The organism is uncultured Nostoc sp., from assembly GCF_964247315.1.
In the GTDB taxonomy this organism is placed as follows: Bacteria; Cyanobacteriota; Cyanobacteriia; order Cyanobacteriales; family Nostocaceae; genus Nostoc.
Window position 1 is genome coordinate 1 of sequence record NZ_CAXTTT010000062.1, and the last position, 21,431, is coordinate 21,431.

Here is a 21,431-nt window from a genome sequence, read left to right on the forward strand (position 1 = left end):
CCCCTAAATCCCACAAAAAAAAAATTTTATCGACGGGCCCCCCAGCAACCTGCCCCCCCCTACTCATGTACCTTGTATTTGAGATGAACGCAATCGCATAGCACCCCATATCACCGACGCTTTTTCAGATAAATACTTAGCAATATACAGGCGATCGCAATTCTATCCCAGACCAACTGTTACAGTTATAAAAGAGTCTGTAGACAAATAACTATGAGCAACTCTCCTTTAACAGAACCTCAACCTAGCTACGTCAAACTCGCCATGCGAAACATGGTGCGCAAGGGTGGAACTTCCCTTAAGCATTTTGCGTTGACTGCTGTAGGGCTTTTAGCTCTGCTTGTTGGTCTTGCTTACCTCACTCACTAACGACAAATCGTAAACCTCAGACAAGGAGACTGTGTGCCCCTGAGAGTTGAACTATATGTGGAGGAGTATTTTTATGAGTTCTCCTCGACAACATCTGTAAAGATTGACGAGACTGATGCCCGAATTACTCCTGAAACTTGGGAAAACTGGTTTAATCACTGGTTGGAAATTCTTCAGCCTCAGATTCCACCAGCGCCAAGTTATGAAATTGGGCTGCGTTTGACAGATGATCTGCAAATTCAAGAACTGAATGCTCAATATCGTCAGCAAAATAAGCCGACAGACGTTTTAGCCTTTGCTGCTTTGGAAGTGGATTTTCCTCAAAGCATAGAAATGCTTGCCTCTCTACCATTATACTTAGGTGATATCATTGTGTCTGTAGATACAGCAGAGCACCAGGCTCAACAACAGGAACATAGCTTACCAACTGAGCTAGCCTGGTTAGCTGCTCACGGTTTATTGCATCTGTTGGGCTGGGATCATCCTGATGAAGAAAGTTTGGAACGAATGTTAGAACAGCAAGTGAGATTGCTGAATGCAATAGGTATTGCTATTGACATGGAATAATAGGAGTTCATGTATTCTTTAATATTAATTTTGGGTAATACTTTTATAATACTTCTGTGGAAATTTGCTTAAAGATTGCCTCAAAGTTAATTCTGCCATTAAGATCGGCGAATATTCCCACTGTAGCAACTCTGTTCTTGTGTTTTTAAGTGTATGTCCCAAAAAATTTCTCCCTCACCAACGCCTACCTCGTTACAAACACTAGTGTCTAACGAACGGGAATTCTCCTGGAAAGTAGCCTCTAATTTATTTATTAGTTTTAAATATGCCTGGGCTGGAATCAGCTATAGTTTTCAAACTCAACGTAATTTTCGCATCCACGTAAGTGTTTGTGCAATGGCGATCGCTTTAAGCGTTTTTTTGCATCTGCAAGCGGTAGAAATTGCGGTAATTGGTGTAATTAGTGGTTTAGTTTTGGCATTAGAGTTACTAAATACAGCGCTCGAGTCTGTTGTGGACTTAACCGTTAAGCAGACATACCATGATTTGGCAAAAATTGCTAAAGATTGTGCGGCTGGTGCAGTGCTTGTCTCTGCTTTCGTAGCGATGTTAGTAGCAGGTACGCTATTACTCCCTCCTCTGGTAAGGTTAATTATATCGACTTTGTAGAGGTGATTTGCTCCGACGTAGCCGCCACTTCTCTATGAGATGCTGCGCGCGCGTAGCTTGCTTTCACGAAGTGGTACAACAATGCTCAGTCACCACCGCAGGCATCGCCAAGTGAGCCGATAAGAGGATCACATGTCCGATCCCCTGGAGAACACATTATAAGCAATTTAGAATTGAACAAGTGGCTGATCGTAGAGTAGCCGCTTCATATTTACGTGTCCACTTTAGCGTTATTTTTACATCTAGCGAACAAATAAATAAGTAGGCAAGAATAAATCAAACTATGTTACATAATGTGAAATTAATTAAATTGGTTCGTAGTAACTGACTCTAACTCTATTTTAAGGGCTAAAGCCACTTACTACAAACCTTTAATTATTCACGCCCACTCACTTAGTATGAGATATTTGTCTATGCTGTTGCAACTGATGAGTGATAGAAGCCAGGAGTTATAAACTTTGATTATAGTTATCGACAATTATGATAGTTTTACATATAACTTAGTGCAGTACCTGGGAGAATTGGCTTCAGAGTTCCCAGTGGCAAATGATATTAAAGTTTTTCGTAACGACAAGATATCCATAGATGAAATTCAGGCATTAAAGCCGGAAGCCGTAGTTATTTCTCCTGGGCCTGGTCGCCCGGAAGATGCCGGTATTTCTTTAGAATTGATTGAACAGCTAGGACAAGAGTTACCAATTTTGGGTGTCTGTTTGGGACATCAAAGCATTGGTCAAGTGTTCGGTGGTAAAATAATTTCTGCTCCAGAGTTGATGCATGGCAAAACCTCTCAAGTGTCTCACACTGGAGTGGGGGTTTTCCGGGGATTAGAAAATCCTTTAACCGCCACCAGGTATCATAGTTTGGTAATCGAACGTGAGACTTGCCCAGATGTGTTAGAAATCACCGCTTGGGTTGAAGATAACACCATTATGGGAGTGCGACACCGGAACTATCCTCACATTCAGGGCGTCCAGTTTCACCCAGAGAGTGTCCTGACATCTTCAGGAAAACAGTTATTGCGAAATTTTCTGGAACAGTTACAGTCAAGAGCATAATTAATGAAACGACGACAGTTGATGGGCTATGCTGGAGCGGGGTTGGTAACAGCTTTAGTTACTACCTTGGGTTCTGAATCTCAAGCTGACGCACAATCTAGCGGTTTATCAGTTCAGTGGTTGGGTCATACTTGCTTTCTTTTTACTGGTGGTGGTGCGAAAGTTCTCGTCAATCCATTTCGGTCAATCGGCTGTACAGCTAAGTATCGTCCTCCAAAAGTTGCAGCAGATTTGGTACTGATTAGCAGCCAACTGCTAGATGAAGGTGCTGTGGATGTACTACCGGGAAATGCAAAACTCATCTACGAGCCGGGAGTTTACGAGTTTAAAGGCATTAAATTCCAAGGAATTGCCATAGACCACGATCGCAAAGGCGGTAAGCAGTTTGGTTCAAATACTGCTTGGAGTTGGAAGCAAGGCGGAATTAATATCCTACACTTAGGCGGAGCCGCTGCACCCATTTCCATTGAGCAAAAAATCTTGATGGGGCGTCCCGATGTAGCATTTATTCCAGTGGGAGGCAGTGCAAAAGCATACAATGCTGAGGAAGCAAAGCAGGCTGTTCAAGTGTTAAATCCCAAGTTGGTAATTCCGACTCATTATCGGACACAAGCGGCTGATGCTACTAAGTGCGATCTTTCGCCACTGGATAATTTTCTAACCTTAATGCAAGGTATGAAAGTGCGGCGTAGCAGTGCAGATAGTATTTCCATTAGCCCTAAAGATTTGCCGGAGAATGGCGAAATTCAGGTTTTGAGTTACAAATTTTGAATAAAGGGACTGGTGATTGGAGACTAAAAAAGAAGCAGAGGAAGCAGAGGGAGAATAATGACTCCTGCCTGCATCCCCTGAATTCTGAATTCTAAATTCTGATTTTAGAACGTATACCACTCTGGGCCAAGTTTATCTGCGTCGCTGATCGGAGTCTCAACTGCTGTCGTTTCATTTATAGTCCAAATGTTGTCTGTACCTGCTGTCTGATCGCGCCAGTAGATATCAGTCTTGCCATCGCCGTTGAAATCGCCAAGGGATGGTGTCAAGGCCGCGTTATTAGCTGGTAAGAAAGCTTCAGTCGCAACTGTTGTGCCATCCATCAACCAAGCGGTGTTCGCACCTGTGGTTCCATTGTGCCAGAAGATATCAGTCTTACCATCACCGTTGAAATCACCAATTTTGGAAGTCCAGGATGAGTCAAGTGTCCCCAAAGCACCTTCTGTGACTAAGATGCCATTCATCGTCCAAACCTTGTTCTCACCTGTTTGAGCGTTTCTCCACAGAATGTCAGTCTTAAAATCGCCGTTGAAATCACCAAGGCTAGCAGTCCAGGCGGGATCTTGTGATTGCAGAGCAAAGTCAGTCTTTTGCGTACCATCCATAAACCAAGCGACGTTATCGCCAGTTGTCAGATTGCGCCAGAAGATGTCACTCTTGCCATTGCCGTCGAAATCAACAATGGTAGGAGTATACGCTGCGTCTGTAGTATCTAAAACAGTTGCATTTAGAACAGTAGTGCCATCCATCTCCCAAATAGCGTTTTCGCCAGTTGTGCCATTATGCCAGAAGATATCGGTTTTGCGATCGCCGTTGAAATCTCCAATCTGAGGAGTCCAGGCCGGATCGACGCTACTTAGAGCAGCCGCACTACCAACTTTGGTTCCATCCATCAAGACAGCGCTATTCTCACCGGTTGTCTTATTGCGTAACAAGAAGTCGGTTTTGCCATCAGCATTGAAGTCAGCAATTTTGTAATCATAGGCGGATAGGTCAAATTGACCCAAAGAACCCTGTTCGAGAACTGTTGTGCCATCCATCAACCGAATGATAATCTCACCAGTTGAAGAATTGACCCAAACTTTGTCTGTTTTACCATCACCGTTAAAGTCAGGAGTAATCGCCGCACTAGTTAAGTAAGGATTAGGATTGGGATTTGCTGACGTTTTAACAGGCGCAGTCACCTGTTTACTTTCTAGTGCTAGTGAAGAACTCTTATTTCCAAACCCCAAATCATAATTTAAACTCTTAAGAGAAGTTGTCAAGATTTCTGATTTTGCAAAAGAATCTGATACTAATCGAGATGTATTCAAAGCTAAGGGTGAGGAATTTTGATTTCCAGACATGGTTTATTTTTATGATTGGTTGTTATATTCTTTTAACTTTTTTTGCCAATCTCTTTCTGTAACGAAATAACATTTACCAGAGTTTCTATTTTTCTTCATAACTCTTTTTTCTTTATTAATTTCACTCTTTAAAGATAAATATCTGTTTGTTTTAAACTATTTCTGTAAAAATTTCAAGTTCTAGATAAGCAATTACAAAAAATATTTTGTAATTTATATACAATCGTTCATATATAAAAAAATGATGATTTTATCTATCTTCTTTGATATTTAAATATTGTATCAAAAATCTCTTTGGATATTGAACTGTTAATCATTCAGATAAAAATATCCACACTAACCTTTTTCTAAACTTAGATAGTCCTGACAATCTTTGTTTTGAGCGATAAACTTCTAACTACGAACTAGAATTTTATTTTATGTTTAACTATATCGACTTACTTAAGATAGAAGCGATCGCTACATTCCCGAATTCTTTAAAAAGTAGTAAATCTGAGTGTTTCGAGAGAATTGATTTTTCTCCAATAATTTATAACTTGAGTGGAAACAAATATTGGTTAGAATAACTTAGATTAGCAACTATTTAAGAAGCATCATCTGTGCATCTGCTAGTTGCCAAAAGTGTAAAATAACACAATACTTTTAAAAGTACATCAACTATGCAAACAGAATATCGGCAGCGTCGCGAGCAGTTAATGGCAAAAATTGGTGATGGTACAGCCATTTTTCGCAGTGCGCCAATGGCAGTGATGCACAACGATGTCGAGTATGTTTATCGCCAAGATAGCGATTTTTTTTACTTGACTGGTTTTAATGAACCACAAGCAGTAGCAGTGTTAGCGCCGCATCATTCAGAACATCGGTTTGTGCTTTTTGTCCAACCGAAAGATCGCGAAAAGGAAGTATGGACTGGTTATCTTTGTGGGGTAGATGCAGCAAAAGAAATTTATGGTGCTGATGAAGCATACCCCATTAGCGAGTTAGATGAAAAGTTGCCGCAGTATTTGGAAAAAGCTAGTCGGATTTACTATCACTTAGGACGCGATCGCAATTTTACCGACCAAATTCTAAGACATTATCAAAGTTTATTGCGGACTTATCCGAAGCGCGGTACTGGGCCGATCGCTATTGAAGATACTGGCCCTGTCCTCAACAGTATGAGATTAATCAAAAGCGAAGCTGAGTTGGAATTGATGCGTCAAGCAGCTGCGATCGCTACTGAAGCGCACAATTATGCCCAAGAAATCGCTGCACCCGGACGTTATGAGTACGAAATACAGGCGGAGATGGAACGGATCTTTCGAGTGCGGGGTGGCTTAGGGCCTGCTTATCCTTCGATTGTGGCTTCTGGTGTAAATGCTTGTGTACTCCACTACATTGAAAATAATCGTCAAATGCAGGATGGAGAATTACTACTAATTGATGCTGGTTGTGCTTACGGTTATTATAACTCCGATATTACGCGGACATTTCCTGTAGGAGGTAAGTTTACGCCAGAACAAAAGACGCTGTATGAGATTGTTTTGGAGGCGCAAAAACAAGCGATCGCTCAAATCCAACCAGGTAATCCTTTCAAATTAGTTCATGATACAGCAGTGCGCGTCCTCACAGAAGGTTTAGTCGAACTTGGCATTCTCAAAGGTGAAATTGATAAGTTAATTGAAGAAGAAAAATATAAACCATATTATATGCATCGTACCAGTCATTGGTTAGGTTTAGATGTCCATGATGTCGGTGTTTATCAGCATGGTGAAGACAAACCACAAATTTTACAACCAGGTCAAATTTTGACAGTGGAACCGGGACTATATATTGTGCCAGATACCAAACTAGCAGAAGACCAGCCACAGACCGATCCGCGATGGGTTGGCATTGGCATTCGGATTGAGGATGATGTGTTAGTTACATCTGGGGGACATGAAGTGTTAACTGCGGGGGTTCCCAAAGCTGTAGATGAAATAGAAAGATAGAAAATGGGGATGAGACATCATCCCTAAGAGGATGTTTGTAAAGCCCCGGCGATTGGAAATCGCGGCTATACAGACAAAACCCACCTCTGTGGGTTTAAAACCCTTGATTTTGTATTAGTCCACCTCTGTGGACTTTGCTTGTGTAGCCGCGACTTCCAATCGCCCAATACTTTTAAAACTCAACTTCTAAAGGGAAAATTACGGTAAAAGTAGAACCAACGCCTACCTGCGAGGCTAAGTTAATTTGACCTTGCAATAATTTTACCAACCGTGAGACGATCGCTAATCCCAATCCTGTACTATCAGGAAGATAGGGACGATCGCTATAACTCACGCGAAAGTAAGGTTCAAATATCTGGGCTTGGTTTTCCGGTGCAATGCCAACTCCAGTGTCAGAAACTGCGATCGCCCATCTTTTATTCTCCAACACCTGACACATGATAATAATAGTCCCCAACTCTGTATAACGAATCGCATTACTAATAAGATTTGTAACAACTTGTTGCAACTGAAAAGAATCTGTAATTAATTTTTCGGGAATGCGATCGCAATCGACTACGATTTGTAAATTTTTTCCCGTAGCTAAAGGTTGCAACATTTCACACACGTGATCGATTAATTCACGCACATCGGTAGGTGCTGATTGGAGTTTTATCTGCCCAGCGTCATAGCGCGAAAGTTCTAGTACATCATTAATTAGATGGAGTAACTGTTTACCATTGCGTAGTACGCGCTCAATATGTTCTAAATTGCTAAAGCTGTCTTTGATATCAGTCTTTCGTCGTTGTTGGCGTAAAAACAGATCCGAATAACCAATAATGGAAGTTAGAGGATGTTTCAATTCGTGGGCTAGTTGGGAAAGATACTCTTGATTAGCGCTAATTAGCCGCGTGAGTTCATCATTATGGAGCGTTAGTGATACTTGTAACTTCTGTAATTCTCGTAAGCGTTCCTCAACATAACTTTTGAAACATCGAGCGATCGCTTCGTCGATAATAGCGTCAATCAAACGCATGGAACGAATTATCTCTGACGGGATTCCCTTTAATAAATCTGGTTGTAGAGCATCAAATATTACTGTTCGCAGCAGATGATATTCTCTAGCAATTTCTGCTGGATCAAAACCTTGTTCGGCTCGAATCGTTCCATGCTGAAAACTGGCAGTAACTATTGATTGAATATCATTCTCTTGAGATTTTGAAAGCACTGTCACCATAGCTTTCAAAACATCAGGAATGTGATCTTTTACCGCTGTATAAGATAGGTCATCAGCACTTTCAATTCGTCTATCCCTACGAACTGCTAAAATCCATTTATCAAGGATGGTATCCGTTTTTTCAGCCAGTACTTGACTAAAATCCATTATCTTAAATTCAGCTAGAAGATAGATGAGTAAACTTCCATATCCAAATAGTTTAGCGACTATAGTGGTGCTTTACCACAATTAATAATATTTTTCACCTACCAAAAGAAATAGATTGTATAGGATTCGGTTGTTGATGAGCATTAATACCCGTACATAAAAATCAAAAAGTATAATATGTATCTTGAGTTTATCAACCAAAGTCTAGCAGTTAACAGCATTGTGACTTGACTTAACAAAATTATTTAGCTGACTGTGCAAGGATTTGATTCACAAGACAATTAAAATTATCAATTTTCTGGATTAGCGAAAAGTTAGGTTAGGCAGTTGAGTGAAGTAACAAAATAAACAACAACTATTAGAAGAGAGATATTGTCACTAAAGTATCTATGTTAGATATGTATATCAATGTTATAATGTACAAAAATTAGTATTTACGTAGAGTAAGTCAGCCTAATCCAACAGATCGCAGGGCGTGATGTTGGAGCGGAGGAACCAAATTGTGGGGCGTATCTTAGAGAAAGTTAGGAGTTAAAAGTTACTTTAGTAAATATTCAACTCATAACTCATAACTTTTTTTAGAAGGGCATCTCTCAGCCCTAGCCCGTCAGCTAACTTCGTAGGCATTGAGAGGAGACTGAAGAGACGGCATTTTTATAATGTTCCGATCTCATCGGTGTCCAAGGCTGGTACTGCTCGGTTTTTTTGTACCTGCACTTAAATCTGTTGAGGTCGTAGATGATATTTCAACTAAATTTAGCAGCGATCGCAGCGATCGCTGGACAAGCAACTTGGAAAAAGGCAAAACCTGTCATCCTCAAAGATGTCTTCATTCTACCTGTATTGGGCATCTTGGGAATAATTGTGCTGTGGTGGATTATTGCACTTGCCAATCATGAATTGATGCCCACCCCACCAGAAGCGCTAATCGCGAATCTAGACTACATCTTAAATCCCTTCTACGAGCGAGGCCCAGGTAATTTAGGGATTGGTTGGTTGTTGATAGCAAGTCTGCGTCGAGTATTACTGGGCTTTTTATTAGGTGCGGTAGTAGCGATTCCTCTGGGGTTTCTAATTGGTATGTCCAGACAGGCAATGCTAGCGTTCAATCCGATCGTGCAAATTTTTAAACCAGTATCGCCTCTAGCTTGGCTACCCATCGCCTTAGCAATTTTTAACTTAGCAGATCCTTCCGCCATTTTTGTCATATTCATAACTTCCTTATGGCCGACAATTATTAATACAGCATTAGGAGTTTCTAGCGTTTCCCAAGATTATTTAGATGTGGCACGAGTTTTAGAAATGCCGCGTTGGCGACGGATTACAAAAATAATTTTGCCTGCAAGTTTGCCGTATATTTTTACCGGCTTACGAATTAGTTTAGGGATAGCTTGGCTGGTTATCGTTGCCGTGGAAATGCTCACAGGCGGTATTGGTATCGGCTTTTTTGTCTGGGATGAATGGAGTCGCTTAAACCTAAGTTCAGTATTTTTAGCCGTTTTCATAATTGGCTTAACTGGGTTAATTTTAGATTACGCCGTGGGTAAAATCCAAGAATTAGTCACCCATCGCCCTACAATTTCCAACTAACAAAATTCGGCTGCGATTAAAACAGCAGATACTCTGCACCTGGAGCGTGAGTAATTAATCACCAATGGAGTTACAAGAATGGGCGATCCTAACTGGACTCGACGAGACTTTATCAAAGGAATCGGAGCAACCACAACCGGAATAGCGTTATCTTCCTGTGCGATTTCAGGAGATAGATCCGCCAAAGAACTAACTGAAGAAGCCTTAGCTGTACAACCAGTAGTTAGATCCCAAGACCTAGAAAAATCCGACCTGACCATTGGCTACGTTCCCGTTAATGATTGTGCGCCATTTGCGATCGCTTGGAAAAAAGGTTTCTTCCGCAAATATGGTTTGAACGTCACACTTAACCGCGAGGCCAGTTGGGCTACTTCCCGCGACGGTTTGATATTTGGTCGTCTGGATGCTTCACCCGTAGTATCCGGTGCAGTCACCAACGCCAGAATTGGTGCTGAAGGCGCACGCCACGCTCCCTTGTGTGCAGCCATGACCATTCACCGCCACGGTAACGCCATGACAATGGACAAAGCCATGTGGGATTTTGGGCTGCGTCCGTGGTACGAGTACCAAGAACAATATGGTGATGCCGCGCTAGAAGCCTTTGGGCGCGATTTTCGAGGCTACTTTGACAAGCAACCGCCAGAAGGCAAAGTTTGGGCGGTAGTGCTGAGTTCCGCCATTTACGAATACTTTGTCCGCTACGTATCCGCCGCCGCTGGTGTCGATCCGCTTAAGGAGTTTCGGATCATCATCGTTCCGCCTCCCCAAATGGTAACAAACGTGCGGATTGGTGCGATGCAAGCTTACATGGTTGCAGAACCTTGGAATACACGAGCAATAACAGGTAACGAAAATATCGGCTTTACCTTTGCACAAGGTAAAGAAGTCTGGTTAGGACACCCAGATCGTTTATTGGGGGTGATGGAATCTTTCATTGACAAATATCCCAAAACTTATCGTTCCCTTGTCAAAGCGATGATTGAAGCTTGCCAATATTGCAGCAAAGTAGAAAACCGCCAAGAAGTAGCCGAACTACTTACAGAACGTTCCTTTACAGGTGCTAGACCCAAAAATAAAGATGTCCCAATCGCCAAATTTACAAGTCCGGGAATTCTTGGAAACTATAACTATGGAGGCTTTGACGGCAAAGACCGCACCATCAAAGCCGCTGACACCACAATTTTCTTCGATATTCCTGACAACCTTCCTAAACAGCCAGGAGAACACTCAACATTCTTATGGAGATCGAGAAGTATCTGGTTGATGACACAAGCAGCGCGGTGGGGACAAATTCATAAATTCCCCAAAAATGCCGATAAACTTGCAGAACTTGGTTGGAGAACAGATTTATATCGGGAGATAGCATCGGAAATGGGCATCCAATGTCCCAAGGATGATTATAAGGTCGAACCACCAGAAGTATTTATAGATAAGAAAGGCTTCGACCCCAGCGATCCTGTGGGTTATCTGAATAGTTTTGCCATCAGGGCTAACGCTCCCACTCGCTTTTTCATGTCTTAAATCCCAAGTTTAAATATTGATTGACTAAATTATTTGCGGAGCATTTGATGATGGAATATACCTCATTACCTATTAATACCCAGACCGAAGTTCTGCCCCGCCCTGGATTTTTAGAAATTGAAAATTTAGTCAAGTCTTATCCGACACCTGACAAAGATAATTTTGTCGTCTTAAATGGAGTTAATCTAACGATTGGTGAAGATGAATATATTTCTGTAATTGGTCACTCAGGTTGTGGGAAATCAACTCTACTAAAGATAGTAGCTGGTTTAGAAAAAGCAACATCCGGCTCAGTCAGGCTAGATGGACAAGAAATTCGTCAGCCGGGAGCCGAAAGGATGATGGTATTTCAGAACTATTCGCTGTTACCTTGGTTAACAGTGCGAGAAAATATCCGTTTAGCCGTAGATGAAGTGTTAAAAAATGCTAATCGCTCTGAAAAAATCAGCATTGTAAATCAACACTTGGCAATGGTAAACTTGACGGCGGCGGCTGACAAATATCCCGATGAAATTTCTGGAGGTATGAAACAACGAGTAGGTATTGCCAGAGCCTTAGCAATTCGTCCCAAAATGTTGCTGATGGATGAACCTTTTGGGGCACTAGATGCACTAACTCGTGGCAAATTAGAGCGGCAGGTATTGGATATTTGGGAAAATAATCGTCAAGCAGTGATGATGATTACCCACGATGTAGACGAAGCAATTTATATGTCCGATCGCATCGTCTTAATGACCAATGGCCCGGCTGCTAGTATTGGGGAGATTTTAGAAGTTCCTTTTGAGCATCCACGCGATCGCGCCGCCATGCAAAACTCAAAAGAGTATTTTGAACTCCGCAACCATGCCTTAAATTTCCTCGATCGATATTTTACCCAAGACGAGTAAATTAGATTATCATTTTTTTAGTGGGTAGCCTAATTCAAATTCATGAAAGCTGGATTTGGAACGGAGGAACCAATGTTTGGGGCTAATCTTACGAGAGACACCTTCCAGTCTTAGCCCGTCAGCTAACTCCGTAGGCAATGGAAGGAACCCCCAAGACTTTGGCTGTAATACAGTTATTATTGGGGTTTCCTTGATTGATTTAAGATTTGAAATTTTGGTTATCGTCACTCAATCTAAAATCCAAAATCGTTCGACTGAGCGTAGCCGAAGTCCAAAATCTCAAATTGGTCGCCCTGCTTCTCATTGCTAATTCATTTCATTAGGAGAAGTAAAGCTGTGCAAATCAAGCCAATGTTAGCACGTCTGCAAAGTGCCACAGGTCGAGATGACTTAATTGAACAAATGGTACTGTTGCCAGAACCAAACAAACCTTTTAATAAAAAACCTCAAAATGCGAAAGCAGTTAATCTAATTGTTGCTTATGACGCATCTCCTAAGAGTCATACAGCATTAGATATTGCATTTTGGATTGCCCATCAAACGCGTTTGGCCACCAATACAGAAGTTACAGTTCAAGCCGTTTATGTGGTAGAAGATAATCAAAGCAGGCAGTATCCAAATATTTTAAGCTTTCCCCAACAACAGCCTTCATTGGAATGTCCAGTCAGTGAAGTATCAAAGTCTGTCACCCAGGTATTAACTCAACCCAAATTACAGACAGCGATCGCTCCCCTACAACAAGCAGATATAATTCTCTGGCAAGCCCGGAGTTTGGCTGAAGAATGGCAAGGTTCTTTCAAATCTCATCTGCGCTTTGGCTCCATTGCCATAGAACTTAACAAAGTTGTTGAATCAGAAGCTGCCGATATTCTGTTTCTAGGTTGTAACTCTGTCAATCATCCGATGATTGAGGCTCTAGGTTCTAATTTTCCCTGCGCTGTTTTGGGTATTCCCAGTTCTATTGATGAATAATAACTGTTTAAAATGTCAGTAACTTTTGTCAAATTTTGATCGTAGATGAGTCACCTATAACTAGGTGGCTTTTTTCGCTACTATGCAACCAATTAAACTTCGCAAGGTGGGTGTGTAAAACTGATACCGTTATATTCTAGTATAACAATTGGTAAATAAGTAGAAGAGAAGAGTAAGCAAGTTGCTCAACTTTTGGATAAGTTCGTATTAAGCAATTTAGTCTTTATCTAAGCACTTTACTGCTTAGATAAAGACTATTTTAACCGATCGTAATGGTTGCGGTAAGGCTACTAATAGCCAATCAAATGTAAAACGTCGCGCAGGACGCTATAACCAGCCAAATCCCAAAGCAAATATGCAAGGAAGCCAATAGCCGCTAAACGACCATTCCAAATTTCGGCTTGGGGAGTAAAACCAAACAAAAATGCATTACGGTCTACGCCGTTGTATTCGGGTGCAACAGGTGGTAAATCAGTAGAAGAACGAGTTTCTTTAATTGCCATTTTTTTTCTCCAAAATCTAGTAGGTTTTTAAGTGTTTAGTTTCTAGTAGCCAATCAGATGTAAAACGTCGCGCAGGACGCTATAACCAGCTAAATCCCAAAGTAAATAGGCAAGAAAACCAATAGCTGCCAAGCGACCATTCCAAATTTCGGCTTGGGGAGTAAAACCAAACAGAAATTCATTGCGATCGCGGCCATTGTAGGCTTTAGCAGTAGATGATAAATCATTAGATGGACGAGTTTCCATTGTTTTTTCCTTCCTAATCAAGTTGGTTTTTATTCTTTAATGCTTTAGTAATCAATCAAGCGCAAAACGTCACGCAGAACGCTATAGCCAACTAAATCCCAAACTAAATAGGCAAGAAAGGCAATCATTGCAAACGACCGTTCTAAATTTCGGCTTGAGGATTCTAACCAAATACAAAATAATTGCGATCGCAACCATTGTATTCTGTTGAAATTATTGGCAAATCTCTGGAAAAGCGAGTTGCCATTTTTTGTCCTCAACAATTCGTTTGTTAACTTTAATGTAGCTATTAATAACTAAATTGTTTTCTACCTGTAGGCACATACTACAGCACATAATCAACAACATATTGGTGCAGACAAATCCACCCTCAGAGGGTGATAAAAATCAAAATGTAAAGAAATATAACTTTTTAGTGATTAAACTATAATTACAAAAAAATTAATCATTGTGATTAAGCAATTAAAATTAAAAAGTGGGAGCCAAGAATTAGCCTGCTTTTTAACTTCATACTGAACATTTTTACAGTTAGATAATAAAATTATATCTTTTGCTGGATATGGGTTTCAGCCTTTCGAGAGATGCTTTAAACAGCTGATGTCTACGATTCTGAGCTAAACAGAGTTAGGTATTGCCATAGGTACAGACATAAATACATACTAAGAGTTACTTCTCAAGAAATTCTTAATTCCCCCAAATTTAAACTTAGTAGAAGGAAATCCAATGTTCCAAAGTACGGAAATCATGGTGGGACTCCATAAACCGCTATTGTGGTTAGCACAGGTTCCAGAACGCTCAAACGTCACACCAGAACAAGCATCTGTTCTCATTTCCGGGCCGCGCTTTTTTGTGGCTTTAATCTCCGGCGTGATTCTTGCCTTTGCTTTCCAATTAGTTCTAACTAATCTCTCCCTTGCAGCCGGTATTTCCTACCTGGGGCACTCATCTGACTCTGATTCAGATAATGGGGAAGTCGGAAGTTTGGGCGGCAACATTCGCAAAATCGGTACAGCAGTGGGGATTTGGACATTACTCACTGTGACAGTCGCCTTATTAATCGCTTCTTTCCTGGCAGTAAAATTGAGCCTTGTCATCTCAGACCGAGGATTGGGAGCGATTCTCGGTTTGGTGATTTGGGGTGCTTACTTTTTGCTTTTAGTTTGGGTAAGTTCTACCACCGTAGGCTCCTTAATTGGCTCAGTTGTGAATACGGCAACATCTGGATTTCAGGCGATTATGGGGACTGCTACTGCTGCACTAGGCGCTAAAACTGTGAGTAACCAAGTGGTAGCCACAGCTGAAGCTGCCGCCGCCGCCGTCCGTCGAGAACTAGGAAGCGCCATCGATCCCGTGAGTATCCGGGAAAACATCGAAGATTACTTAGAGAAGATCCGTCCTCCAGAGCTAGATGTCTCGAAGATTCGGAGTGATTTTGAAAATTTACTCAACGATCCGCAATTAAAAGCGATCGCCGGGACTCCAGATATCCGCAACATCGACCGCCAAAAGTTTATCGAGTTAGTCAGCAGCCGCACCGATCTTTCCAAAAAAGACGTTAGCCGCATTGCTGATACCTTGTATAAAGTTTGGCAGCAAGTAGTCAGTCAGCAACCACCCACCGAAGACCGTTTGGGTGAGTTGATGGATTATTTGAAATCACTCCCACCAGGACAAACCAAAACAGATGAACTCAACGCCAAACTGGATCGGTTATTAGCAGAAAAGGGTGGTTCCAAAGAATCTGACCAAAAGCCAGCTGGCGGGCCAATTCAAAGTACAATTCAGCAAGGACTATCCGCCTTAACCGCCACTGTGCTGGGACGGGCAGATTTGCCTGATTTGGATGTGGAAAAAATCTTAGGTAGTCTCACTAGCGCTAAAGATAAAGTCACCCAACAAGCAGATAAGTTAGGTTTGCCAACACCATCACAACCCTATAGTCCAATTCGGGCTGATGTCGAAAACTACCTGTACAATACTTATGCTTGGCAACTGAGTTCAGAAAGAATTGCTCAGGAATTTCATGATGTCATCTACGACCCAGCAGCTGACCCTGGAATCGTCCGCAGGGAACTAGAACGACTATCCCGTAATGATTTCGCCAAAATTTTGCAACAACGGGGATTGCTTACCCAAGGTCAAATTGAGCGCATTGCAAATCAGCTAGAAACTGTCCGCCAAGAAGTGCTAATAACAGTGAGAGCTGTTGAAGAAAGAGATATAGTCCAAGACTTGCAACGCGCAGTAGAAAGTTATCTGCTCGTGACTCCGAAGGCAGATTTGACACCCGAAGGCATTGAGCAGAATTTTAAACCACTGTTGGAAGACTCAGAGACAGATTATGAAACCCTGACATTGCGACTAGCGCACCTAGACCGCCAAGAAATTCGGCAGATATTGCTACAACGTAATGATGTTCAGTTATATGAAGTAGATAGCATTGTCGATGAGTTGGAAAAACAACGCGATCGCGTCTTGGTAGAATCTAAAGGACTAGCAGAACAGGCACAATATCAAGCAGAAACTCTGTGGCTAAATGTAGAATCATATCTGCGTAACACCGGAAAATCAGAACTGAATCCTGATGGCATTCGCGCCGACTTCAAAAAGCTACTGGAAGATCCTGAAGCTGGAATTAGCTCAATTCGGGCACGCTTGTCTCGCTTTGACCGCGATACCTTAGTACAGTTGTTAAGTCAGCGAGAAGATTTGAGTGAAGATCAAGTTAATCAAATCATCAATGCTACTGAGGAGTCATGGTACAATATTCGCCACACACCCCAAGTTGTAGTCGAGAAAGCTAAAGAGCAATACGACTCTGTGACGACAACGATCGCAGATTATCTCCGGAATACTGGTAAACAAGAACTGAATCCAGAAGGTATTCAGCGAGACTTGACCAGATTGTTTGAAAATCCCAAAGAGGGAGCCGTCGCACTGCGCCGTCGGTTGTCGCAGGTAGACCGGGATACACTAGTGAAATTGCTCAGTCAACGCCAAGACTTAAGTGAAGAACAAGTCAATGAAATCATTGATTCTACCCAAAATTCAATTCGTAACTTTGTGCGTGCGCCTCGTCGCCTAGCTAGCCGCACACAGCAAAGAGTAGAATCATTCAAAGGTTATCTGGAAGAGTATCTGCGCCAAACTGGCAAAGAAGAACTCAATCCTGAGGGTATCAAACGCGACTTGCAATTATTGTTGCACGATCCGCGAGTCGGCGTAGAAAGTTTTGGCGATCGCCTTTCCCAGTTTGACCGTTCTACGATCGTCGCCCTGCTGAAAATTCGGGAAGATATTTCTGATGAAGAAGCAGCGCGGATTGCCGATAACATGGTGTCCGTAAGGGATCAATTTGTCGAACAAGTGCGGAGCATCCAACGCGGCATTCAAGATGCAATTGATGGGGTTTTTGGTCGCATTCGTAACTATCTCAACTCCCTGGATCGCCCGGAACTTAACTATGATAGTATTAAGCGCGATGTTCGCACAGTTTTTGACGATCCCCAGGCGGGATTTGATGCCCTGCGCGATCGCTTGTCCTCCTTTGACCGTGATACCCTAGTGGCAATTATGAGTTCTCGTGAGGACATCTCCGAAGAAGATGCCAACCGAATCATCGACCAAATCGAACGGGCACGCAATACAGTATTGCAACGTGCAGAACGCATACAGCAAGAAGCCCAACGCCGTCTAGAACAGGTAAAGCATCAAGCACAGCGGCAAGCAGAAGAAACCCGCAAAGCCGCAGCTACAGCAGCGTGGTGGCTGTTTGCCACAGCATTCGTCTCCGCTATTTTCTCTGCATTAGGAGGAGCGATCGCTGTAGTTTAACAAGTTGTCTCCGCTAACTTTTCAGCCTCCCGGTATGGGGGGCTTTTCTATGTTTTGCAGACTTACGAGTAGAGAGTAGGGCATCCTTGGCAGGTTAAGGTCATCAACTATTTCTTAATAAGTAATAGTGCTGCAAAACTTTTAAACAGCTTTTATCTCTCTAATCTCAGCAATTAGATAGGTGTAAATAGATTTACTTTAATGTTTTAATGTGATTAAATAACTTGCAATTAAATTTCAGCCTACTATCAATAAATATACCTGTAATTTTTGCAAGTTAATAATTTTTACCTAAGTAGCAATTTCAAACAATGGAAAATACAGAAAATACATTAATTGATAAAACCTTCCGTGACAGCAATGGTAACATTGTTTTGGGTCAAATGCCAAACCCACCACTGATTCTTTGGATAGTTGCTAGTTTACTAACTCTAGTTTTTACAACAGGTAAAATCAATACAGTGTTAGACTTTCTGGCAAATGGCGCCTTGTTTACTTGGGCATGGATGGAGCTATTTCAAGGCGTTAATTATTTTCGCAGAGCGCTAGGTCTTGCCGTATTGATTGGGATGATCGCATACAGAATTCAGTAAATATACATAATTAAGTAACAAATAATACTAATAAAGCAGGAGTTCTCAACTCCCTTTTTTTATCCAAAGTTCAAAATGTGAATAAAGTCATACTGAAATTATGACTTTATTACACTGTGTTTTATTATTCAGCAATTTAAACTGAGAGCAATACAGCAAATCAATTAAGTCGTGTAACAAACAAAACTTACTATAAAGTTAATGGGTAAGAATATCTGTTCACAAATTATTGATAAATGCTGTATAAAACTCAAAAAAATAAATTGATGGAGATTTGAATATGAAACGTATTCTATTAGGTACATTACTTGCTCTGCCATTTGCAATTTCTTCCTTGCCGTCACAAGCATCAGCAGCAGAAATCATTGTCAGACCTAATGTTCATAGAACGGTTATTGTGCATAAACCTGTTGTTGCCCGATTTCAACGAAAGTTAATTCCTGCACATTGGGAAACAATACGCCGTGGTCACAGGTGGGTTAAGGTTCGAGTTCCTGCTCGTTATGTAAATGTCAGAGTTTAATATCTAAATAGAGGCTAACAACTCAACTATAGTTGTTAGCCTCTGTTAGGTAAAAATTTGTTGCTGAATAAGACTTAAAAAGTATGTTAAAGTAGCTGATATCAGTAAAGTTCATCAAAATGATGATACATCAAAATTCTCAGATTTTAAAAAAAATTTTAATTTTTATACTAGGAATTAGTTTAGTAACAGCCTGTGATTCCATTCAGGCAGACGAAAAAAGTATAACTCAAGAAAAAATCTTGATTGGTGATAATTATGGAGAACTATACGATCAAGGAAAGTTACGTACTTACTATTTTTATACCCCAAAATCTTATAATCTAGACCGCCCGATGCCATTAGTTTTAGTGTTTCATGGAGATGATGGTAATGGTCGGTCTATCAGTAATGTGACTCGCTTCAATGAATTAGCAGATCAAAAAGGATTTATTGTTGTTTATCCAGATGGAATTGACCAAAAATGGAGCCTTAGAGGTAACACTCAAGGAAAGGTAGATGATATTTTGTTTGTCAGTGCTTTGATTAATCATCTTCAGCAGCAACTTAATATTGATGGTCATAAAGTTTATGCCACCGGTTTTTCTAGAGGTGGCATACTTACCCAAGCACTGGCTTGTAAGTTACCTGATAAAATTGCTGGTTTTGCATCAGTAGCAGGTTCGCTCCCGGCTAGACTCAAACCTAGTTGTCAGCCTCAAACTCCTATATCGATGTTAACGATCAACGGTACAAACGATCGCGATGTCCTTTATGAAGGTGATGACCACACTCAACGAGGAGCGCTGGTTTCGATTTCAGACATGGTAGAATTTTGGCGATCGCATGATCGATGCACTTTATCAAATGAATCTCCGAAGTTTTCTAAAAATAAAGTGAAAACCGCTATCTACACAGGTTGTAGTAGCAACTCTGAAGTCTGGCAGCTAGCGGTAGTCAACGGTGGACATTTCTGGCCTGGTGGTTCTTCAACTGACAAGAGTTTAAACAAATTCAATGCCAAGCTGGGGCTAAACGCCAGTGAAACAATTTGGGACTTTTTTCAGCGTCACAGTTCATGAGTAGCTAATTTTTTTAAACACCATTTTGCTTAAACCATGCTAAGAGGCGTTTCCAACCATCCTGAGCTTCTTTCTCACGGTATGAAGGGCGATAATCGGCAAAAAATGCGTGGGGTGCATTGGGATAGACGATAATTTCAGATTTGCTGCTACTGGACTGTAAGCGATCGCGCATCTGCTCTACTGTATCAAGAGAAATACCTGTATCCTTCCCACCATAGAGTCCGAGAATGGGGACTGTCAGTTTTGATGCAATATCGATGGGATACTTGGGCTGAAGTTCGGTAGCATCACCCACGAGTCGCCCATACCAAGCTACACCAGCCTTCACTTGGGGATTATGTGCTGCATATAACCAGGTAATCCGACCGCCCCAACAGAAGCCTGTAATTCCCAACTTCTCGCCATTACCTTTAGCTGATTTCTTTGCCCAGTCTACTGTGGCATCAAGATCGGATAACACCTGGGTATCTGGCACTTTGGCGACAATTGGACGAATTTCATCTATGCTGCTTAACTTCGAGACATCGCCTTGACGGATAAATAATTCGGGTGCGATCGCTAAATATCCCAACCGAGCAAAGCGACGAGTGATATCCTGGATATGCTCGTGTACACCAAAGATTTCCTGGATTACCAGAACGATTGGGAAATTTTCACCAGTAGCTGGTGCTGCTCTATAGGCAGGAATTTCGCCATCTTTGACAGGAATTTTCACTGCACCAGCTACTAACCCCTTGGCATCAGTAGTGATGACTCCGGCAGAAATGGGTTGTACTGCAAGGGCAAAACCTGTCGCCACTGTCGCTGTTGCAATAAATTTGCGGCGCGTTATTTCTTTCATCATCTCTACGTTGAATTACTAAGTTCCCTTATATTTAGGTTACTGTATGGTCAAATGCGCGGAGGGTTAGGTGTACAAATTTCACACCTGAAAAAAAGTGCTTCTATCTCAACACCAGCAAGCATTTCACCCCACTAATTGTCAAAATTCATCCGCGCAATCTCTGAAATGCTTACAATAATTGAGTTTCAGTCTTCAACCTTTCCCGACACTCTTCCCAAATAAATTCTCTAATGCTATGATTGCTCTAGAATCGCGCAACCGCACCTTGAAAACGAAATATAGCTTGGCTTTCAGGCTCCCGCCATTGCAATTCATCAAAATCCCTATTAGGGATTGAAACATAACTGACGACAGCTTTAACTTGATGCTCTCTCCATAAATTGCAATTCATCAAAATCCCTATTAGGGATTGAAACGCAACTCAAAGCATTTATCCGCAAGTTTTCACCTAAATTGCAATTCATCAAAATCCCTATTAGGGATTGAAACGCTCCAGCAAGTACACACCATTGCGTATATTACGATTGCAATTCATCAAAATCCCTATTAGGGATTGAAACGCAGCGAACGAACGTACTCCTTGACAACGATTGATTGCAATTCATCAAAATCCCTATTAGGGATTGAAACGTACCAATAATCAAGCTTAAGGAAATCCTCCGATTGCAATTCATCAAAATCCCTATTAGGGATTGAAACTTATCTTAAGTATCTTATCAACAAGTGGGTAGTCAATTGCAATTCATCAAAATCCCTATTAGGGATTGAAACAAGGACTTAGAGTATCCTTGAAAGCATTCC

General features: G+C 41.5%; 21 protein-coding genes, 1 CRISPR repeat array and 2 riboswitches (1 of these 24 running past the window's edge). Of the genes, 15 read left to right on the top strand and 6 right to left on the bottom strand.

The annotated features are described in order from the left end of the window. Positions 1-213: 213 nt before the first annotated feature. The 5 genes from ACFE93_RS18875 (at position 214) to ACFE93_RS18895 (ending at position 3,374) form a co-directional block, all read left to right on the top strand. The gene (locus ACFE93_RS18875) at positions 214-369 is read left to right on the top strand and encodes a DUF3285 domain-containing protein (RefSeq protein WP_375475102.1); all 156 of its coding nucleotides are present in this window, start codon (positions 214-216) and stop codon (positions 367-369) included. 39 nt (positions 370-408) lie between these two features. Continuing rightward, the gene (gene ybeY, locus ACFE93_RS18880; protein WP_375475173.1) at positions 409-936 is read left to right on the top strand and encodes an rRNA maturation RNase YbeY; all 528 of its coding nucleotides are present in this window, start codon (positions 409-411) and stop codon (positions 934-936) included. A gap of 153 nt (positions 937-1,089) precedes the next feature. Beyond that, on the top strand, positions 1,090-1,545 hold the full coding sequence (locus ACFE93_RS18885; protein ID WP_375475104.1) for a diacylglycerol kinase family protein: 456 nt from the start codon (positions 1,090-1,092) through the stop codon (positions 1,543-1,545). Positions 1,546-2,003: 458 nt separating this feature from the next. Then, positions 2,004-2,603, top strand: a complete 600-nt coding sequence (locus tag ACFE93_RS18890; RefSeq protein ID WP_334850504.1) for an aminodeoxychorismate/anthranilate synthase component II — start codon at positions 2,004-2,006, stop codon at positions 2,601-2,603. 3 nt (positions 2,604-2,606) lie between these two features. Then, positions 2,607-3,374 (top strand): MBL fold metallo-hydrolase, encoded by a 768-nt coding sequence (locus ACFE93_RS18895; RefSeq protein ID WP_375475106.1) that lies wholly within the window; start codon positions 2,607-2,609, stop codon positions 3,372-3,374. A 104-nt stretch (positions 3,375-3,478) separates the two neighbouring features. Here the strand turns inward: ACFE93_RS18895 and ACFE93_RS18900 are convergent, their stop codons facing one another. Continuing rightward, positions 3,479-4,720, bottom strand: a complete 1,242-nt coding sequence (locus tag ACFE93_RS18900; protein WP_375475108.1) for an FG-GAP repeat domain-containing protein — start codon at positions 4,718-4,720, stop codon at positions 3,479-3,481. 419 nt (positions 4,721-5,139) lie between these two features. On the opposite strand from ACFE93_RS18900, the gene ACFE93_RS18905 reads away from it, so the two are divergent. Together ACFE93_RS18905 and ACFE93_RS18910 are read left to right on the top strand one after the other, a co-directional pair. Then, positions 5,140-5,286, top strand: a complete 147-nt coding sequence (locus tag ACFE93_RS18905) for a hypothetical protein (protein WP_375475110.1) — start codon at positions 5,140-5,142, stop codon at positions 5,284-5,286. 93 nt (positions 5,287-5,379) lie between these two features. Next, positions 5,380-6,690 carry an aminopeptidase P N-terminal domain-containing protein gene (locus ACFE93_RS18910; protein ID WP_375475112.1) on the top strand — a complete coding sequence of 437 codons (1,311 nt, stop codon included), beginning with the start codon at positions 5,380-5,382 and terminating at the stop codon, positions 6,688-6,690. 172 nt (positions 6,691-6,862) lie between these two features. Here ACFE93_RS18910 and ACFE93_RS18915 read toward each other — a convergent pair whose 3' ends face one another. Continuing rightward, positions 6,863-8,053 (bottom strand): sensor histidine kinase, encoded by a 1,191-nt coding sequence (locus ACFE93_RS18915; protein ID WP_375475114.1) that lies wholly within the window; start codon positions 8,051-8,053, stop codon positions 6,863-6,865. Between the two features lie 440 nt (positions 8,054-8,493). After that, positions 8,494-8,694: riboswitch (cyclic di-AMP (ydaO/yuaA leader) on the top strand. Between the two features lie 97 nt (positions 8,695-8,791). On the opposite strand from ACFE93_RS18915, the gene ntrB reads away from it, so the two are divergent. The 4 genes from ntrB to ACFE93_RS18935 all read left to right on the top strand — a co-directional run bounded on the left by ntrB (position 8,792) and on the right by ACFE93_RS18935 (position 13,023). Next, complete coding sequence (gene ntrB, locus ACFE93_RS18920) at positions 8,792-9,643, top strand: nitrate ABC transporter permease (protein WP_375475115.1); 852 nt, start codon at positions 8,792-8,794, stop codon at positions 9,641-9,643. A 78-nt stretch (positions 9,644-9,721) separates the two neighbouring features. After that, complete coding sequence (locus ACFE93_RS18925; protein ID WP_375475117.1) at positions 9,722-11,164, top strand: ABC transporter substrate-binding protein; 1,443 nt, start codon at positions 9,722-9,724, stop codon at positions 11,162-11,164. A 50-nt stretch (positions 11,165-11,214) separates the two neighbouring features. Further along, a complete protein-coding gene (locus ACFE93_RS18930) occupies positions 11,215-12,051 on the top strand; it encodes an ABC transporter ATP-binding protein (RefSeq protein ID WP_375475175.1) in 837 nt (278 codons plus the stop codon). Positions 12,052-12,067: 16 nt separating this feature from the next. Further along, positions 12,068-12,200: riboswitch (cyclic di-AMP (ydaO/yuaA leader) on the top strand. Positions 12,201-12,402: 202 nt separating this feature from the next. Continuing rightward, positions 12,403-13,023 carry a universal stress protein gene (locus tag ACFE93_RS18935; protein WP_375475177.1) on the top strand — a complete coding sequence of 207 codons (621 nt, stop codon included), beginning with the start codon at positions 12,403-12,405 and terminating at the stop codon, positions 13,021-13,023. A 290-nt stretch (positions 13,024-13,313) separates the two neighbouring features. Here ACFE93_RS18935 and ACFE93_RS18940 read toward each other — a convergent pair whose 3' ends face one another. The 3 genes from ACFE93_RS18940 to ACFE93_RS18950 are packed head-to-tail and all read right to left on the bottom strand — an operon-like array spanning position 13,314 to position 14,035. Next, the gene (locus ACFE93_RS18940; protein WP_292778499.1) at positions 13,314-13,526 is read right to left on the bottom strand and encodes a high light inducible protein; all 213 of its coding nucleotides are present in this window, start codon (positions 13,524-13,526) and stop codon (positions 13,314-13,316) included. A 42-nt stretch (positions 13,527-13,568) separates the two neighbouring features. Next, the gene (locus ACFE93_RS18945; protein ID WP_375475119.1) at positions 13,569-13,772 is read right to left on the bottom strand and encodes a high light inducible protein; all 204 of its coding nucleotides are present in this window, start codon (positions 13,770-13,772) and stop codon (positions 13,569-13,571) included. A gap of 44 nt (positions 13,773-13,816) precedes the next feature. Continuing rightward, the gene (locus tag ACFE93_RS18950) at positions 13,817-14,035 is read right to left on the bottom strand and encodes a high light inducible protein (protein ID WP_375475121.1); all 219 of its coding nucleotides are present in this window, start codon (positions 14,033-14,035) and stop codon (positions 13,817-13,819) included. Positions 14,036-14,495: 460 nt separating this feature from the next. Between ACFE93_RS18950 and ACFE93_RS18955 the strand changes: the two genes are divergently transcribed. The 4 genes from ACFE93_RS18955 to ACFE93_RS18970 all read left to right on the top strand — a co-directional run bounded on the left by ACFE93_RS18955 (position 14,496) and on the right by ACFE93_RS18970 (position 19,783). Then, entirely contained in the window at positions 14,496-17,606 is a 3,111-nt protein-coding gene (locus ACFE93_RS18955) for an MFS transporter (protein ID WP_375475123.1), read from the top strand. Positions 17,607-17,917: 311 nt separating this feature from the next. Next, positions 17,918-18,199 (top strand): hypothetical protein, encoded by a 282-nt coding sequence (locus tag ACFE93_RS18960; protein ID WP_375475125.1) that lies wholly within the window; start codon positions 17,918-17,920, stop codon positions 18,197-18,199. A gap of 280 nt (positions 18,200-18,479) precedes the next feature. Then, complete coding sequence (locus ACFE93_RS18965) at positions 18,480-18,722, top strand: hypothetical protein (protein ID WP_375475127.1); 243 nt, start codon at positions 18,480-18,482, stop codon at positions 18,720-18,722. A 119-nt stretch (positions 18,723-18,841) separates the two neighbouring features. Beyond that, positions 18,842-19,783 (top strand): alpha/beta hydrolase family esterase, encoded by a 942-nt coding sequence (locus ACFE93_RS18970; protein ID WP_375475128.1) that lies wholly within the window; start codon positions 18,842-18,844, stop codon positions 19,781-19,783. Between the two features lie 13 nt (positions 19,784-19,796). Here the strand turns inward: ACFE93_RS18970 and ACFE93_RS18975 are convergent, their stop codons facing one another. After that, a complete protein-coding gene (locus ACFE93_RS18975; protein ID WP_375475179.1) occupies positions 19,797-20,627 on the bottom strand; it encodes a dienelactone hydrolase family protein in 831 nt (276 codons plus the stop codon). A gap of 306 nt (positions 20,628-20,933) precedes the next feature. Beyond that, positions 20,934-21,431: a CRISPR direct-repeat array (repeat unit 37 nt; unit sequence ATTGCAATTCATCAAAATCCCTATTAGGGATTGAAAC) (it continues 187 nt past the right edge of the window).